The sequence below is a fragment of the Advenella sp. RU8 genome, from assembly GCF_048381675.1.
Taxonomy (GTDB): domain Bacteria; phylum Pseudomonadota; class Gammaproteobacteria; order Burkholderiales; family Burkholderiaceae_B; genus Advenella.
This window is the reverse complement of sequence record NZ_JBLWIS010000002.1, coordinates 232402-247723: the sequence shown is the minus strand read 5'-3', so window position 1 is coordinate 247723 and position 15322 is coordinate 232402. Positions and strand designations below refer to the sequence as shown.

At 48.5% G+C, this 15322-nt stretch carries 15 protein-coding genes; 5 read left to right on the top strand and 10 right to left on the bottom strand.

The genetic code is table 11. The annotated features are described in order from the left end of the window. Positions 1-12: 12 nt before the first annotated feature. Complete coding sequence (fahA, locus tag ACM5Q9_RS03705) at positions 13-1332, top strand: fumarylacetoacetase (protein WP_418143379.1); 1320 nt, start codon at positions 13-15, stop codon at positions 1330-1332. A gap of 78 nt (positions 1333-1410) precedes the next feature. Here fahA and aroC read toward each other — a convergent pair whose 3' ends face one another. From aroC to ACM5Q9_RS03690, 3 genes are read right to left on the bottom strand one after another with little or no spacing between them, the layout of a single operon-like run. Further along, positions 1411-2469 (bottom strand): chorismate synthase, encoded by a 1059-nt coding sequence (gene aroC / locus ACM5Q9_RS03700; protein ID WP_418143378.1) that lies wholly within the window; start codon positions 2467-2469, stop codon positions 1411-1413. Positions 2470-2517: 48 nt separating this feature from the next. Further along, complete coding sequence (locus ACM5Q9_RS03695; protein WP_418143377.1) at positions 2518-4002, bottom strand: protein adenylyltransferase SelO; 1485 nt, start codon at positions 4000-4002, stop codon at positions 2518-2520. Position 4003: 1 nt separating this feature from the next. Continuing rightward, on the bottom strand, positions 4004-4447 hold the full coding sequence (locus ACM5Q9_RS03690; RefSeq protein ID WP_418143376.1) for a DUF2069 domain-containing protein: 444 nt from the start codon (positions 4445-4447) through the stop codon (positions 4004-4006). A 117-nt stretch (positions 4448-4564) separates the two neighbouring features. Here ACM5Q9_RS03690 and ACM5Q9_RS03685 point away from each other — a divergent pair, with 117 nt between their 5' ends. The 3 genes from ACM5Q9_RS03685 to ACM5Q9_RS03675 all read left to right on the top strand — a co-directional run bounded on the left by ACM5Q9_RS03685 (position 4565) and on the right by ACM5Q9_RS03675 (position 6931). Then, positions 4565-5875: a YihY family inner membrane protein gene (locus ACM5Q9_RS03685; RefSeq protein WP_418143375.1), complete on the top strand. Its 1311-nt coding sequence runs from the start codon at positions 4565-4567 to the stop codon at positions 5873-5875. Between the two features lie 239 nt (positions 5876-6114). Further along, the gene (locus ACM5Q9_RS03680; RefSeq protein WP_418143374.1) at positions 6115-6570 is read left to right on the top strand and encodes a CBS domain-containing protein; all 456 of its coding nucleotides are present in this window, start codon (positions 6115-6117) and stop codon (positions 6568-6570) included. A 118-nt stretch (positions 6571-6688) separates the two neighbouring features. Beyond that, entirely contained in the window at positions 6689-6931 is a 243-nt protein-coding gene (locus tag ACM5Q9_RS03675) for a hypothetical protein (protein ID WP_418143373.1), read from the top strand. Positions 6932-7014: 83 nt separating this feature from the next. On the opposite strand, the gene ACM5Q9_RS03670 is transcribed toward ACM5Q9_RS03675, so the two are convergent. The 5 genes from ACM5Q9_RS03670 to ACM5Q9_RS03650 all read right to left on the bottom strand — a co-directional run bounded on the left by ACM5Q9_RS03670 (position 7015) and on the right by ACM5Q9_RS03650 (position 12603). Beyond that, positions 7015-8538, bottom strand: a complete 1524-nt coding sequence (locus ACM5Q9_RS03670) for an aldehyde dehydrogenase family protein (RefSeq protein ID WP_418143372.1) — start codon at positions 8536-8538, stop codon at positions 7015-7017. Positions 8539-8896: 358 nt separating this feature from the next. Further along, positions 8897-9748, bottom strand: coding sequence for a fumarylacetoacetate hydrolase family protein (locus tag ACM5Q9_RS03665; RefSeq protein WP_418143371.1), 852 nt, complete (start codon positions 9746-9748; stop codon positions 8897-8899). A 39-nt stretch (positions 9749-9787) separates the two neighbouring features. After that, positions 9788-10543 carry an IclR family transcriptional regulator gene (locus ACM5Q9_RS03660; RefSeq protein WP_418143370.1) on the bottom strand — a complete coding sequence of 252 codons (756 nt, stop codon included), beginning with the start codon at positions 10541-10543 and terminating at the stop codon, positions 9788-9790. Positions 10544-10568: 25 nt separating this feature from the next. Then, positions 10569-12050, bottom strand: coding sequence for a bifunctional 3-(3-hydroxy-phenyl)propionate/3-hydroxycinnamic acid hydroxylase (locus ACM5Q9_RS03655; protein ID WP_418143369.1), 1482 nt, complete (start codon positions 12048-12050; stop codon positions 10569-10571). 1 nt (position 12051) lies between these two features. Then, the gene (locus ACM5Q9_RS03650) at positions 12052-12603 is read right to left on the bottom strand and encodes a VOC family protein (protein WP_418143368.1); all 552 of its coding nucleotides are present in this window, start codon (positions 12601-12603) and stop codon (positions 12052-12054) included. Between the two features lie 149 nt (positions 12604-12752). Here ACM5Q9_RS03650 and ACM5Q9_RS03645 point away from each other — a divergent pair, with 149 nt between their 5' ends. Beyond that, positions 12753-13733, top strand: coding sequence for a Bug family tripartite tricarboxylate transporter substrate binding protein (locus tag ACM5Q9_RS03645; protein WP_418143367.1), 981 nt, complete (start codon positions 12753-12755; stop codon positions 13731-13733). Between the two features lie 112 nt (positions 13734-13845). On the opposite strand, the gene yfaE is transcribed toward ACM5Q9_RS03645, so the two are convergent. Both yfaE and nrdB read right to left on the bottom strand, forming a co-directional pair. Beyond that, positions 13846-14169 (bottom strand): class I ribonucleotide reductase maintenance protein YfaE, encoded by a 324-nt coding sequence (yfaE, locus tag ACM5Q9_RS03640; protein WP_418143366.1) that lies wholly within the window; start codon positions 14167-14169, stop codon positions 13846-13848. Further along, positions 14166-15299, bottom strand: coding sequence for a class Ia ribonucleoside-diphosphate reductase subunit beta (gene nrdB / locus ACM5Q9_RS03635; protein WP_418143365.1), 1134 nt, complete (start codon positions 15297-15299; stop codon positions 14166-14168). The genes yfaE and nrdB overlap by 4 nt, the downstream gene beginning before the upstream one ends. Between the last annotated feature and the right edge of the window lie 23 nt (positions 15300-15322).

Genomic DNA, 15322 nt, shown 5'->3' with positions numbered 1-15322 from the left:
TTATTCAAACGCATGACAATATTGAACGAGACACATAACCCCCAATTGCAAAGCTGGGTTGAATCAGCCAACGTACCTGGCAACGGTTTTCCTATTCAAAACCTGCCTTTTGCCTCATTCCGCAAGGCCGGTTCAACAGAGTCCTTCCGCCCCGGCGTTGCCATTGGTAACCAAATTGTTGACCTTGCCGCCTTGGCAAACCTGAACCTATTCGAAGGCAAAGCCCAGGAAGCCCTGAATGCCTGCCGTGGCACCCACCTGAACGAATTGATGGCACTGGGTCAAGAGTACTGGTCTGCATTGCGTCTGGCATTGTCTCGCGCCCTGAGAAGTGGCTCCGAACTGCAAGCAAGCATACAGCCCTTGCTGGTACCACAAGCTGATGCCGAATACACCACAGCAGCACGAATTGGCGACTACACAGACTTTTACATTTCTGTTCACCATGCGACTGCCGTGGGCAAACAATTCCGCCCAGACAACCCTTTGCTCTCCAACTACAAATGGATTCCCATCGGCTATCACGGCCGCGCATCAAGCATTGGTGTTTCAGGCCAACAGTTTCATCGTCCCGTTGGGCAACTACGCCCAGCCACCGAAAATGGTCAACCAAGCTTAAGCCCTTGCAAACGTCTTGATTACGAACTGGAGCTGGGTGTTTTCATTGGCAGCGGCAATCAGCTTGGCCATCGCATCAGCATCGAAGATGCACCCAAGCACGTTTTTGGCTTATGCATCCTGAATGACTGGTCTGCCCGTGACTTGCAGGCTTGGGAGTACCAGCCTTTAGGCCCATTCCTGGCCAAAAACTTTGCCAGCACGATTTCTCCGTGGGTCGTTACCACAGAAGCCCTGGCTCCCTTCCAGACCGCCTTTTCACATCCAGCAGAAGATCCACAGCCACTGGAATACCTGAGCTCTGAAGAAAACAGCAAGGCCGGTGCCTACGATCTTAAACTTGAAGTTCTGCTAACTACTGAACAGTCCCGCAATAACAATCAAGAACCTGCCCATCTTGCCAGCAGCAACTTCAAGGATGCTTACTGGACCATTGCCCAAATGGTTACCCACCACACCGTCAATGGCTGCAATCTGCAACCTGGTGACTTGCTCGGTTCAGGTACCCTTTCGGGCCCCAAACCCGAAGAAGCCGGTTCATTGCTAGAGATGAGCATGGGTGGCACCAAGCCCATCGACTTGCCTTGGGGTGAAAAGCGCACATTCCTGGAAGATGGTGATGAAATCATCATCAAAGGTGTTTGCCAGAAAGAAGGCTATCCAGATATCAGCCTGGGCGCTGTTTCAGGAACCGTGCTGAAAGCATTGTTCTAAGCCCTTTTCGGTTTAACAAAAAAAGGACGGTAGCAAACCGTCCTTTTTTATTATCAGAAAACCCCTTAACGCAGGCAATCAACAGCGATAGGCCCGTTGCCTGAGCGCGTGATCAATCAGCACCAGAGCCAGCAACGCTTCGGCAATAGGTGTTGCACGAATGCCAACGCAAGGATCATGCCTGCCCAGGGTTTGCACCATTACCGGCTCCCCGGCCTTGTTAAGCGATTTTCGCTCGATACGGATACTGGAAGTTGGCTTGATGGCCAGGGACACCGTAATGTCCTGTCCTGTAGAAATTCCTCCTAAAATACCACCAGCATGATTGCTTAAATAGCCATCCGGCGTCAATTCATCACCATGCTCGGAGCCACGTTGCGCCACAGATTCAAAGCCGGCGCCAATAGAGACGCCCTTGACGGCATTCAACCCCATCATGGCATGGGCAATATCAGCATCAAGCCGGTCATAAATAGGCTCGCCCCAGCCGGCAGGCAGGTTTTGGGCAACTACTTCGATACGCGCACCAATGGAATCACCATCACGACGCAGCTCATCCATATAGCTTTCCAACTCGGGAACCAGATTTTGATTAGCGGAAAAAAACGGATTATCAGCAACATGATCCCATGAAACAAAGGGAATTTCGATAGGGCCCAATTGGCTCATGTAACCACGGATCAGGGTCCCAAACTCTTGTTTGAGCCACTTTTTGGCAACCGCACCGGCAGCCACCGTCGGCGCGGTTAAACGGGCTGATGAACGCCCGCCACCGCGTGGATCGCGAATACCGTATTTTTTCCAGTAAGTGACATCGGCATGCCCGGGACGGAAAGTTTCCGAAATGGCCGAATAATCTTTGCTACGCTGGTCTTGGTTACGTATTAGCAAACCAATCGGCGTGCCTGTGGTTTTGCCCTCATAAACCCCTGACAGGATTTCAACCTGGTCAGGTTCCTGCCGTTGGGTAACATGCCGCGAGGTACCGGGCCTGCGTCTGTCCAGTTCTATCTGGATATCTTCAGCAGACAGTTCCATGCCTGCCGGACAACCATCAATAACACAACCAATGGCCGGCCCGTGTGACTCACCGAAATTGCTGACCGTAAAAATTTTTCCTAATGTATTACCTGACATTTTTTCTCTTACCCATCTCGTTTTTATTTATGCTGTTTATGTATCTTGCTAAGAAGAACAACTTACCGCGATCTCATTGGCCCACTCGGGTGGCAAGGCGGCAAACTGCTCCATGCCAGCCTGCTCCACGAACGGGTTTCTTAATACCGTTAACAATTTCTCTATTGTTGACGGATTTTTAAGCTTAGCATCCCAAATGGCCCTTTCAGCCAAATAATTGCGCAAGACATACAAGGGATTGACCGCATTCATGCTATCCACCCGCTCTTGCCCGTTTCCTTCCATCAGGGCAATACGCGCTTTGTATTGGCGCAACCATTGTTCTGCCGCAGGCCGGTCTGTAAAAAGCGCAAGGAAGCGGGAATCATCGTGCATGACCTCAGACAAATACCTGAAACTTAAGGTAAAATCTGCTTTCTGGGCGTGCAGCAATTGCCACCATTGGTCAATAAGTTCCTCATCACCGTCTTGCCACTGAACCAAACCCATTTTGCGTATCATTTTCTCGCGAAATGCCTCGGTAAAAATAGGTTCGTAGCGATCCAGACACTGGACCAGGGCATCTTGGGTTACACCTAATGAAATAAAGCAATTGGCTAAACGGTACAAATTCCACAATCCTATAGATGCCTGCTGATTCCAGGCATAACGGCCTTCGGTATCAGAATGGTTGCAAATGTGATTGGCCTGAAAACCGTCCATGAAACCATACGGACCATAATCAATCGTCAAGCCCAGAATGGACATATTATCGGTATTCATCACACCGTGACAAAAACCCACGCATTGCCAGTCAGCCATTAACAAAGCGGTACGCCTGATGACACTATCCAGAAACCCACAAACCATAGCCGGCACTTCTGCATCATTTTGTGCAAGCTTGACTTCATCGGCAAAGAAACGGCAGACCACATAATTAAGTAACTCGCGCAGCAAGTCCGGGCGTCGATTGGCATACCAGTGTTCAAAAGAACCGAAACGAATAAAACTGGGCGCCACTCGTGTCACAATTGCCGCTGTTTCAGTGGTTTCCCGATAAACCGGATCATCTGATTGGGTAATGCACAAGGCCAATGTGGTTGGGATGCCCAGACCGACCATGGCTGCACTGGCCAGGTATTCACGCACCGAAGAGCGTAAAACGGCACGGCCATCTCCCATACGCGAATACGGGGTTAGCCCCGCACCCTTTAATTGAAGTTCCCAGTCACAGGGATTGCCACTGGCATCGTGACCGGCTACCGCACCCAGCAAATGTGCCCTGCCATCGCCCAGCTGCCCGGCCCAGACACCGAATTGATGACCGCTGTATACCGCAGCCAAAGTAACGCCTCCCGGCAAGGGTGCATTACCAGACATGATGCGCAGGAAATCTTCACTCGCAGTTTGTTCAGGGCTTAAGCCAAGCAAACCAGCCACATCACTATTGACATGTAGCAATGAAGGATTATTCAGGCCGCGCGCCTGCAGCCGGGTATAGAACTCGGGAGGCAGTTGGGCAAAGCTATTGCTTACAAGCAATGAATTCAACATTTCATTTACCCTGTTTTTTGGTGGCACGGGCCACTTTTTTGGCCGGGCGTACATAAAGAATCGCACTCACAAAAACTGCCAATGAAAGCAAGGTTTCTGCCATGGCCAAATACATGGAGGTTGTACTTAAATCCGAATACCAGCGCACGGAACCTTCCATCATATAAAGCAGGACCAGCATGGAAGACCATTGCATGGTGTACAAATTCCCTTTATAAACGCCATACAGCGGAAAGATAAGTGGCAAGGCTTTAAGGACATAAATACTGCCCCCCGGCACCAACGGATCAAGAAACAGCTCCCAGGCTACACATAACACCAGCAAGGCAAGCAAACTGGCAAAACAAATATAACGATAGACTGGATTCAGGGTTACTGTCATAGGGTGGTTGACAGAGTAGACCGGTGAATCCCGGTCTGGAGAAGAAATTACAGGTGCAGGCACAAAAATACTCAATCATCATGTTGACGCTAATAACGCTATTATAAGCGCAGCCTGACTTAAAGCATGGGAATAATCTTGCTATACTGCCCTTAAATTGGCCAATCCACCGACTTTTTCATGAAACCCAAAGACAAACAGAATTATCTGGATCAGGAAACCCACCTGGAACAAAAGCAGGAAGCCCTGGAGGCACAAGAAGAACAAGAACAGCTTTCCCGGTCTACCGGCAAATCCCGCCTGCTGTTTTACAAGGATGCTTTCGTGTTTGCCTTCACCCGGCTGATGCGAGACAACCTGACCCAAGCCGCTTCCAGCTTGACCTTTACCACCGTACTGGCCGTTGTTCCCCTGCTGGCGGTTGTCTTATCCCTTTTTACAGCCTTCCCGCTGTTTACCGACTTCAAACTATCCCTTGAGACTTTCCTCACCAACAACCTGATGCCCCCCTCCATGTCAGAAAACATCATGGAGTATCTGAACACCTTTGCGCAACAGGCCAGCCGGCTTACTGCCATTGGTGTTGGATTCCTGATTGTCACTTCGATCATGCTCATGATGACGATCGACGAGGCATTGAACAAGATATGGCATATCAGGCGTCAACGCCCACTTTCCCAACGCATTCTGGTTTATTGGGCGATTTTGTCATTAGGCCCTATCATGCTGGGGGCAAGCCTCTGGGCTACGGCCTACCTGGCCCGGGAAAAATTCGGCCTGACCGATGAACTCTCCCTGATTAGCAGTCTTCTGGTTCCCATGATTCCCGTCCTGATGTCAGTGCTGGGATTTACCTTACTGTATCTGGTAGCACCCAATCGCAAAGTTTCCCTGAAAGACGCCTTGATTGGCGGCTTCACGACGGCCATACTGCTGGAAATCATGAAAGTCGCCTTCACTTTTTACATTAGCCGCTTCCCCTCTTACACCCTTATTTATGGCACGTTTGCCACGATCCCACTTTTTTTATTATGGATTTACCTGTCATGGCTGGTTGTGCTGTTAGGTGCTTCGGTGACCGCCATCGCCCCTCAAATCAGGCTGGGAAGATTCCATTACAATACTTTACCTGGAACGCAATTTGTCACGGCAATTCAGGTTCTGCGCCTGTTACATGCCAATCGCGACGACAATCCGCCCGGCCGAAGCACGGTCTTTCTAGCCTCATCATTACAGATCAACCAGGATGAATTACTGGAAGTACTTGACCCCCTTTCATCAATGGGCTACATCGTTAACACGACAGGAAAAAGATCTGAACGCTGGGCATTGGCCAGCAGTGAAAATGCCAGCCTGACAGCCCTGTCCAATTATTTTCTGTTTGACAAAGATGCCAACCCCTTGAAGGACGAGCCTGAAATCCGCCAGGCAATTCCAGCCCTCATCATCAATGAGGATGCTGTCAAATTAGGTGAAATCCTCAAGAAATAATGCCTGGCCGCTGCAACGCCCACAACACTTGCTAGGTAGGTATTAACACTGAAAATAATGGCAAGACTGCTGCCTGCAGGCCATACATGAAAATTTAACTTTAAAAGACCCTTTGTATAGTGTACATTTCTATATATCAAATTTCATTTATTCAGTAAAAGCAGCTAGGTCCGGTTAAGGGGTTTTTAAAAAGCACTGAAAATATAAAAATACGGCTAGCAAGCATCAGGGAGAGCATTATGTTGAAAATCAGCGAAGTCTTGCGTGTTAAAGGAAACACCCTTTATACTGCCACACCAGACCAAACCGTTGCCCAGGCAATTGAAACCATGAGCGTTCATGACATTGGCTCTTTAGTCATTATGGAACAGGGTCAGCTGGCCGGAATGCTTACCTTTCGTGAAATCATCCGCCACCTAAGCGACAACGGCAACCAGGCGGGCAACACTACCATTCGCAAAATCATGGACGATGCCCCTGTCAGCGTCTCACCGAATACCAATGCCAATGAGGTACAGCGTTTAATGCTGGAGCATCACGCCCGATATGTACCCGTCATGGATGGCCCTACCCTGCTAGGGGTTATTTCTTTTTATGATATGGCCCGCGCCATCCTGGAAGTCCAAAAATTTGAAAATACCATGCTCAAGGCCTACATCAGGGACTGGCCATCTGGCACACCAGAGGAAGAATAAACCTTCTTATTCAGGCCTGCTTAATAACACAGGGCATATATATTAATTCGATTTTTGTATTTTGCCTTGCAAGGAACCCCCATTACACTGTTCACATCAAGAAACACGGGGGTTTACCATGCATACAGTTCAAAAAATCCAGATTTTGGCTGGTGTTGTATTCTTTGCCCTGGTCAGCATGGGCTTTTCAGTGTCAGAAATTGCCGGTTACCTTAATCAGAAAAACGTACTAACAGGCAAAGAAACCCTGTTATTACTGGTACATGGCATCTGGCTTGCAATCTGGTCTTTATGTATCGTCTTTACCCTTTCCCTGATTCTGCAAAAAAAATCCCTGCCCAGAATAGCCGGTAAAGATTAATCATCCTTCCCGGACTGTCTTTAGACAGGGACAAAGCCAAGCCACGGCCTGGTCAAATAACCTGGCCATGGCGTTTCAGCATTCTAGAAAAAACCCAATGCGGTCGGGCTGTAGCTTACCAGCAAACATTTGGTTTGCTGGTAGTTTGAAAGGGCCATTTTATGGGTTTCCCGTCCAATGCCTGACTGTTTGTAACCGCCAAAAGCCGCATGCGCCGGATACAGGTGATAACAGTTTGTCCAGACCCTGCCTGCTTCTATACCCCTGCCCATCCGATAGGCCCGTGTCCCGTCACGCGACCAAACACCTGCCCCCAGTCCATAATAACTGGCATTGGCAATTTCAAGCGCCTCTTCCTCATCCTTAAAGGTGGTTACCGAAGCAACCGGCCCGAAAATTTCCTCCTGGAAAATGCGCATGTCATTTTTACCCAGCAGCATGGTTGGATTAATATAATAGCCATCCTCAAGGTTTCCTGGACGATGACGGTCACCCCCCGTCAGGCAAACAGCCCCCTCTTCCCGTCCGATATCAATATAAGACATGATTTTATCCATCTGCATCTGGGATGCCTGGGCCCCCACCATTGTGCCGGCCTCTAGCGGATTGCCAGTCTTGATGGCTTGCACCCGCTTGATGGCCTTTTCAATAAAGGCCTCATAAATGGACTCCTGAATCAGGATTCGGGACGGACAAGTGCATACTTCGCCCTGATTCAGCGAGAACATCGCCAAGCCTTCAAGCGCCTTATCGAGAAAGGAATCCTGCTGGTCCATCACATCGGCAAAGAAAATGTTCGGGCTTTTGCCTCCTAGCTCTACCGTGGAAGGAATCAGGTTTTCTGCCGCTGCATGCAATATATGCTTGCCCGTTGCGGTTGATCCGGTAAACGCGATTTTTGCAATGCGTTTATTGGTTGCCAGGGCATTGCCGGCCTCTTTACCAAAACCGTTAATGACATTGATCACCCCGGGCGGGAAGATATCAGCGGTTAATTCCATTAAAACCAGAATGGAAGCCGGTGTCTGCTCTGCCGGTTTCAGTACAACGCAACACCCCGCAGCAAGCGCTGGTGCCAGCTTCCAGATAGCCATCAGTATCGGGAAATTCCAGGGAATAATCTGGCCAACCACGCCCAATGGCTCTTGAAAGTGATAGGCGACCGTGGTTTCATCAATTTCTGAAATACCCCCTTCCTGGGCACGGATACATCCGGCAAAATAACGCAGGTGATCTATCGCCAAGGGCAAGTCGGCAGCCATGGTTTCACGAATCGGCTTACCGTTATCAATGGTTTCGGCAACCGCCAATAGCTTCAGGTTCTGCTCCATCCGGTCTGCCATGCGAAGCAATAAATTCGAACGATCCATAACAGACGTTTTACCCCATGCTTTCCGCGCAGCATGCGCCTTATCCAGTGCCAATTCAACGTCTTGTGCTCCGGAGCGGGCTACCTGGCAAAATGGCTTGCCGGTTATGGGAGAAATATTCTCAAAGTATTCACCGGATAAAGGTGCAACCCACTGCCCTCCGATGAAATTGTCATACTTTTTTTTATAGGGATAAGCAACATCAAGGCCAAACTGCTTCAATTCTGAAAGATCCATGTCATCTCCTTGGTGATTATAGGTATTGGCACTTTTCCTGCCCTGAAAACAGGATTTCTTCTTCGAGACGCTAATGCCCGCGCTAAAGAATGTCCAGCATGCCACTAGGCAAGATTAATGCCATCCAAACCCGGCACATACTGTCACTCCTCTTATGCCATTTATATTACAAGAATTTCCTGCACAATCAAGACGTAAAAACACCAATAAAAACAGCTGCTTTGCCTGGCACACAAAGAAAATCCATACTTGGCATAACCCCATCAAACGCACGCAAAAAAACCCGGCTGAAAATACCAGACCGGGTTTTCTTAAGGTGAATGACCCTGCGCTTCAGGGGCACTACACGATCTCTTGCTTATTCGGCACTGATCGTATTGCGCAATACTCCGATGGCATCCACTTCAATCTCCACGATATCTCCCTCTTTCATGAACACGGGCGGATTGCGTTTGGCACCTACGCCACCAGGCGTACCAGTCACAATCACATCGCCGGCATTCAAGGGCAGGAAAGAAGAAATATAGGCAATCTGCCTTGGAATGCTGTGAATCAACAATTCGGTGGTGGTGCGCTGCATTTCCTGACCATTCAGGCGGGTAACCAGGGTTAATTCCTGATCAGGCTTGATTTCGTCTGAAGTTACCAGCCAAGGACCAAATCCACCTGTTTTCCAGAAGTTTTTGCCAGGAGTCCACTGTGAAGTAGCGGTTTGCCAATCACGGATACTGCCATCGTTATAGCAGGCATACCCGGCAATATGATCCCAAGCCTCTGCTTCCGAAATACGGCGGCCACCCTTGCCGATAACAATCGCAATTTCACCTTCATAGTCCAGCTTGACGGACTCCGGAGGCAAAACAATACTGTCTTTATGCGCAACCTGCGATTCGGCCACACGCAAGAAAATGGTGGGTGACTCGGTTACTTCACGGTTGGTTTCCTTGACATGATCTGCGTAATTCAGGCCAATACAAAAAATCTTGCCCGGGTTAGGAATAACGGGCAACAATTCCAGAGCCTCATAGTCCAAAGTGGCCGGATTGTTTTTTAGTGCGTCTTGTACCGGTGAAAGATCATTATTGCCCAACAGGCTGGCCAAGTCAGCAAAACGGTCCCCCAGCAATGGCCCCAGATCCAGCACTTTCTGCTCATCGGTAACGACGCCATACGTATTTTTGCCATTCAAAACAAAACTGATTAACTTCATATCCCTTCCTTCTTCCTGTTTCTATATTATTGAAAATAATTAAACCAAACTTTCTGCAATACTTAATGTGGCGGCCTCAAGCATGACTTTCATTTTTTGAAGATCAACCACATCAAAACGCGATATTTCCGCCACCAATGACATGGCTCCCCATACACCGGGCTGCCCCTGCTTTTCAATGGGCACTGCCAAAGCACCCAAATGGGACTCGAGCTCTCCGGCAGAATAATAAAACCCCTGTTTTTTAATTCCCTGATAATAAGTCCTGAAGCCATTCCAATCTTCCGGCATGCCGGCGTTTTTGAGCTCATTAATATGGCCATCATAAATTTTGCGCAACTGTCGGGAGGGCAAATGGGACAAAATCACCTTGGGTGCACCGCCTCGAAACAAGGGACGCGGCATGCCCCGGCCATAACTCAGGAAAGTTTTACCATCACTTTTTTCATGATGGGAATCCAGCACCCGGTCACCATAAAAAGCGGACAGGACACATTCAAATCCGGTTTTGGCCACCAGTCCCTGCATCAGCGGCACACTAGCCTGCAAGACGGGATCAGACTGCCGTACGTAATAATCCATAACCAGGATACGGGGACCAAAGGTGTAACAAGATTCAGATTGATGAGCAAGCCACCCTGCCTCTACCAGCATCTTCATGTAGCGATAACAGGTAGGAATGGAAACCTCCAGTTTCTGGGCTATATCCTCGACACTCCATACAGGTGTGGCTTCGGTAAAGAAATCCAGCACCATTAACATACGGGCCAGGCTGGAGGGGGATTTTTCACTCATCATAAAACCTTTCACTTAAGACACATCAGGACACTAACGACAACAACGCCTGTAATTGTGCCTCATTTTTACCCGTTCCCAGCACATAACGGTCTGGACGCAGCACAACAAATTCAGCATCTTTTTCAGCCAGCCAATTGCCAACCTCCTCGGTGTCTATTTCGACCGGCACGATATCAACACTTGCCGGCAAGAGGTCGCTTAGCCTGTTGAGCTGGTCTTTGTTCGTATGCACAATCGCAAAACGGTTACCCACCAGATCGTCAAGCGCAATGCCTGCCTTGTTTTTAGGCTGGAAAAACAATTGCCCTCCTGCTTGCCTCTGGGCATCCCACAACCCTTCACCCAATTGAGAAACCGGCATGAAAAATTCACGGCTGGCCTCTTCGCGGAATTTTCTGTCGCGTTCAGCTGCCTGTTCCGGATCAGTAGTCTGGATAATACTGCCAAGATAGACCGCCAGCCCAATCACTTCATGCACATGAGCAGAACGCTCGGTCTCATAGGTATCCAACAAGGCATCACTGGCCGAGCCACTAATAACCGCTTTAAGTTTCCAGTACAGGTTGGCTGCATCACGAATGCCAGCACACAAACCCTGGCCCAGGAAAGGAGGCGTTTGGTGAGCCGCGTCTCCGGCCAACATCAGGCGTCCCTTGCGCCAGCCTTGGGCAATCAAGGAATTAAAGGTATAAATAACCGCACGCTCCAGATCGGCCTGTTCAGGACGAATCCAGCGCTCCAGCATTTTCCAGATATTGTCAGGCTTGACCAATTCTTCCTGGTTATCGTCTGGCATTACCATGATTTCCCAGCGTCGACGGTTACCCACTACATTGCAATAAGTCATGGGACGTGCCGGATCACAATGCTGGATCGTGTAAGGCGGCAACTGGACATCCTGTTTAAGCAAAACGTCGAACACCAGCCATTGTTGACGTAAACCCAGGTTTTCCATGGGACTGTTCATGGTATTGCGCACCAGCGAACGTGCACCATCACAACCCACCACATATTTGGCCTGATAGTTTTCAGCCGTGTTGGTGATATGATTTTGTACTGTTAATACGACATGGCCGGCCTCTTCCACAATGCCGGTCAGTTCGGTTCTAAGCCGTACAGTCACATTTTCATGGCCAGCCACCTTTTCCCGCAATAAAACTTCCAGCTCGGGCTGGTGAAAATAATAATTGTTGGCACAACCATTGGGACCATTCTCGGCACTGCCTGCGCGAACCAGCAAGGTTTCACCTTCGGCATTCACAAAATGCATGCCATGAATGCCAGGCCGACTGATTTGCTGTACTTTTCCTTTAAGGCCCAGGCTTTGGAAAATACGCATGACTTCACCATCAAAATGAATCGCACGCGGTAATGGATAAATAGCGGCCTCACGATCCAGCACCAATACCTTCAAGCCTTCCTGGCCCAACAGACCGGCCAGTGTCGCGCCAACCGGACCATAACCAACGATCGCGACGTCATACAGTTCTTGTTCTGTCACCATATTACACTCCCATCAGCTTACGCATTTCTTCATGCCATTCGGTACGCAATTTGAATTTTGGATATTGGCGGGCGATTGCCTCTGCCTTGGCCATGATTTCTTCATCACTCAGCTCAAGATCGATAGGCTCACGCAAAGGCTGGTCACAATACCAGGGCGTATCCATGAAAATTTCCAACCGGTTGCCTTCCGGGTCACGGCAGTAAATGGATACCGCATTACCGTGCGTCACACACTGGATATCATTCACCTCATTATGTTTTTTCACACGCTCATAAAACCGGCGAAGATTATCAAGATTGGGCACACGGAAAGAAATCTGGTTAATCAGGTTGAATTGAAGGTTTTCAGGGCGTCCGGTTGCCAGGACAAGTTGATGATGCTCCGCAGGATCACGACTTAAAAAAACCAATTGGGTATGCCCCAGATCCCCTTTGTCAGTTTGGGTGAATTCAAATGTTTCCTTGTAAAAGGCACTCATTTTTTCAAGGTCTTGTACATAAATACCAAGATGGCTTAATGAAAGCTGAATATTGTCTTTGGCTTGCGTCATTATGTCTCCTAAATACAAATATCATTTAAAGATAATTTGATTAATATTAAGCAAAATTTATTTGATGTTTTTATTATATTATGATAATTTAACAAATATCAAGTTTTATTCGATTTTGTTTTGACAATTACATCCCTGAGGAGACATCCATGAGTTTGAACATCAACATACTGACAAAGAAAATTGCTATCGGCTTAAGCCTTAGCCTGATCGCTTTCAGTGCGCAAGCCGCTTACCCGGACCGCCCGATTCGCATTATTACGCCGTTTGCCCCAGGCACCGGCCCTGATACGAATGCGCGTGAAGTTGCCGCTGAGCTTCAGAAAAACCTGGGCGTCAGCGTAATTATCGAGAACAAACCCGGCGCTGCCGGTGCAATTGGCAATGCCGCCGCTGCCCAGGCAAAACCTGATGGATACACATTATTGATTGGTTCAACCAGTTCGCTGTCAATCCAGCCGCATTTATACAATAACAAAACCTATGATATTGAAAAGGATTTTGTGCCCGTCAGCCTGCTTGGTGTAATGAACACCGGATTGATTGCCAGCCCTACTGTAGCCGTTACCGATGTGAAGGATTTGATTGAGAAGCTTAAAAAAACACCAGGCCAATTCAATATTGCCAGCATGGGTGTTGGCAGCTACTCTCACCTTGCAGGGGAATGGTTTGGCTTTGACAGTAAAACCAAACCAGTTTTCATTCCCTACAGCACCACCAGCCCGTTTAGCGACTTAATGGCCGGTCAGGTGGATTTTCTATTTGATGCCCTGCCAGCAGCAGCCGGCGGCATTAAAACAGGCAAACTGAAATTACTGGCCATTACCGGCGATGAGCGCCACCCCAGTTTCCCCGAGGTTCCCACATTCAAAGAAGTCGGTCTGGAAGACTTTAGCCCATTTGGATGGCAAGGTTTGCTGGCGCCTGCAGGCACGCCCCCAGAAGCGTTGAAAGTACTGGGAGAAGCCATGCGTAAGGTGAACGATAACAAGGAATTGGCTGACCGCTGGGAAAAAACCTATATCGGTAAGCTGGTTGGCAGCACACCCGAAGAGTTCAAATCCTTCATTACTGAAGACAGCGGCAAATGGCAAAAAGTGATTAAACAAGCAGACATCAAACTGGACTGATTAGTATCTAAAGCGTCTTGTTTTATTCCGTATGCATTCCCACGCTAGAGCGTGGGAAAAATCTCACGAACGAATAAACCGGAAGCGCAGTCATCACCTTTCCGGGAAAAAATCAGGATTTATTGAAATCCAGGCTACTTTGCGGCTCCAGCTCTTCACTTAACGAAGGTTGTTCAGGCTCATAAGTCCGGGCCACTTCCAGATGCACGGTATCAACCGGTACACAGCAGCAAGGCAATACCTCGTTACGGGAAATAAAGGCAAGTGGATCAGAGATATACCTGACTTCACCGGAAATCAGCCGGGTCCGGCAAGACCCGCAATAACCCGAGCGACACTGATACTCTACTTCATGTCCTGTTCTTTCAAGCCCTTCAAGCAGAGTTTCACCTTCAAGCAAATCAAAACTGGTATCCAGTGTTGCGACAAGGGTCATAGCTCAAAATTTTGCAATGCATCAGTATTGATTTCCGCATCAATCTGACCGATTAGATAAGAACTGATTTCAACTTCCTGTGGTGCAACCTGTACATTGTCAGAAGACAACCACGCATTGATCCATGGGATAGGATTCTGCTTATTTCCGTCGAAGGCAGGTGCAAGGCCAACAGCCTGCATGCGCAGATTGGTAATGTACTCCACATACTGGCACAGGATATCCTTGTTCAGGCCAATCATGGAACCATCCCTGAACAGGTATTCGGCCCATTCCTTTTCCTGCAAGGCAGCCTTTTTGAACAGGTCAAAACATTGCTGCTCAAGCTCTTTGGCAATTTCGGCCATTTCAGGATCATCTTCGCCATTTCGCATAATGTTGATGATGTGCTGTGTGCCGGTTAAATGCAACGCCTCGTCACGGGCAATCAGCTTGATGATTTTGGCATTGCCTTCCATCAGTTCACGCTCGGCAAACGCAAAAGAACAAGCGAAGCTGACATAAAAACGAATCGCCTCAAGGGCATTCACCGCCATCATGCACAAGTAAAGCTTTTTCTTCAACTCACGCAAACTGACAGTAACGGTCTTGCCGCCAATCGTATGGGCACCCTCGCCCAATAAATCATAATACTGCGTCAGTTTGATAAGCTCGTCATAGTAAACTGAAATATCACGCGCACGGGCAAGGATATGGTCATTCACAACGATATCATCAAACACCGTGGAAGGATTGCTGATGATATTGCGGATAATGTGCGTATAAGACCGGGAATGAATCGTTTCAGAAAAAGACCAGGTTTCTATCCAGGTTTCCAACTCAGGGATGGAAACCAGGGGCAGCAATGCCACGTTAGGGCTACGCCCCTGAATGGAATCCAGCAGGGTCTGGTATTTCAGGTTACTGATGAAAATATGCTTTTCATGATCGGGCAACGCGGCATAATCAATCCGGTCCTGGGAGACATCCACTTCCTCGGGGCGCCAGAAAAAAGACAATTGCTTTTCGATCAGTTTCTCGAAAATCTCGTATTTTTGCTGATCATAGCGAGCCACGTTAACAGGCTGGCCAAAGAACATGGGTTCTTTCAATGGATCATTGGCTATCTGACAAAAAGTACTATAAGACATAATTTTTACTCTATTAAATGCAC

Excerpts from the sequence above, each read along its gene's own strand:
- ACM5Q9_RS03665 (WP_418143371.1), bottom strand. The coding sequence starts at position 9,748 with ATGAAGTTAATCAGTTTTGTTTTGAATGGCAAAAATACGTATGGCGTC.
- ACM5Q9_RS03650 (WP_418143368.1), bottom strand. The coding sequence starts at position 12,603 with ATGACGCAAGCCAAAGACAATATTCAGCTTTCATTAAGCCATCTTGGT.
- ACM5Q9_RS03695 (WP_418143377.1), bottom strand. The coding sequence starts at position 4,002 with ATGTTGAATTCATTGCTTGTAAGCAATAGCTTTGCCCAACTGCCTCCC.
- yfaE (WP_418143366.1), bottom strand. The coding sequence starts at position 14,169 with ATGACCCTTGTCGCAACACTGGATACCAGTTTTGATTTGCTTGAAGGT.
- ACM5Q9_RS03645 (WP_418143367.1), top strand. The coding sequence starts at position 12,753 with ATGAGTTTGAACATCAACATACTGACAAAGAAAATTGCTATCGGCTTA.
- ACM5Q9_RS03685 (WP_418143375.1), top strand. The coding sequence starts at position 4,565 with ATGAAACCCAAAGACAAACAGAATTATCTGGATCAGGAAACCCACCTG.
- ACM5Q9_RS03655 (WP_418143369.1), bottom strand. The coding sequence starts at position 12,050 with ATGGTGACAGAACAAGAACTGTATGACGTCGCGATCGTTGGTTATGGT.
- aroC (WP_418143378.1), bottom strand. The coding sequence starts at position 2,469 with ATGTCAGGTAATACATTAGGAAAAATTTTTACGGTCAGCAATTTCGGT.
- ACM5Q9_RS03670 (WP_418143372.1), bottom strand. The coding sequence starts at position 8,538 with ATGGATCTTTCAGAATTGAAGCAGTTTGGCCTTGATGTTGCTTATCCC.
- ACM5Q9_RS03680 (WP_418143374.1), top strand. The coding sequence starts at position 6,115 with ATGTTGAAAATCAGCGAAGTCTTGCGTGTTAAAGGAAACACCCTTTAT.
- nrdB (WP_418143365.1), bottom strand. The coding sequence starts at position 15,299 with ATGTCTTATAGTACTTTTTGTCAGATAGCCAATGATCCATTGAAAGAA.
- fahA (WP_418143379.1), top strand. The coding sequence starts at position 13 with ATGACAATATTGAACGAGACACATAACCCCCAATTGCAAAGCTGGGTT.
- ACM5Q9_RS03660 (WP_418143370.1), bottom strand. The coding sequence starts at position 10,543 with ATGAGTGAAAAATCCCCCTCCAGCCTGGCCCGTATGTTAATGGTGCTG.
- ACM5Q9_RS03675 (WP_418143373.1), top strand. The coding sequence starts at position 6,689 with ATGCATACAGTTCAAAAAATCCAGATTTTGGCTGGTGTTGTATTCTTT.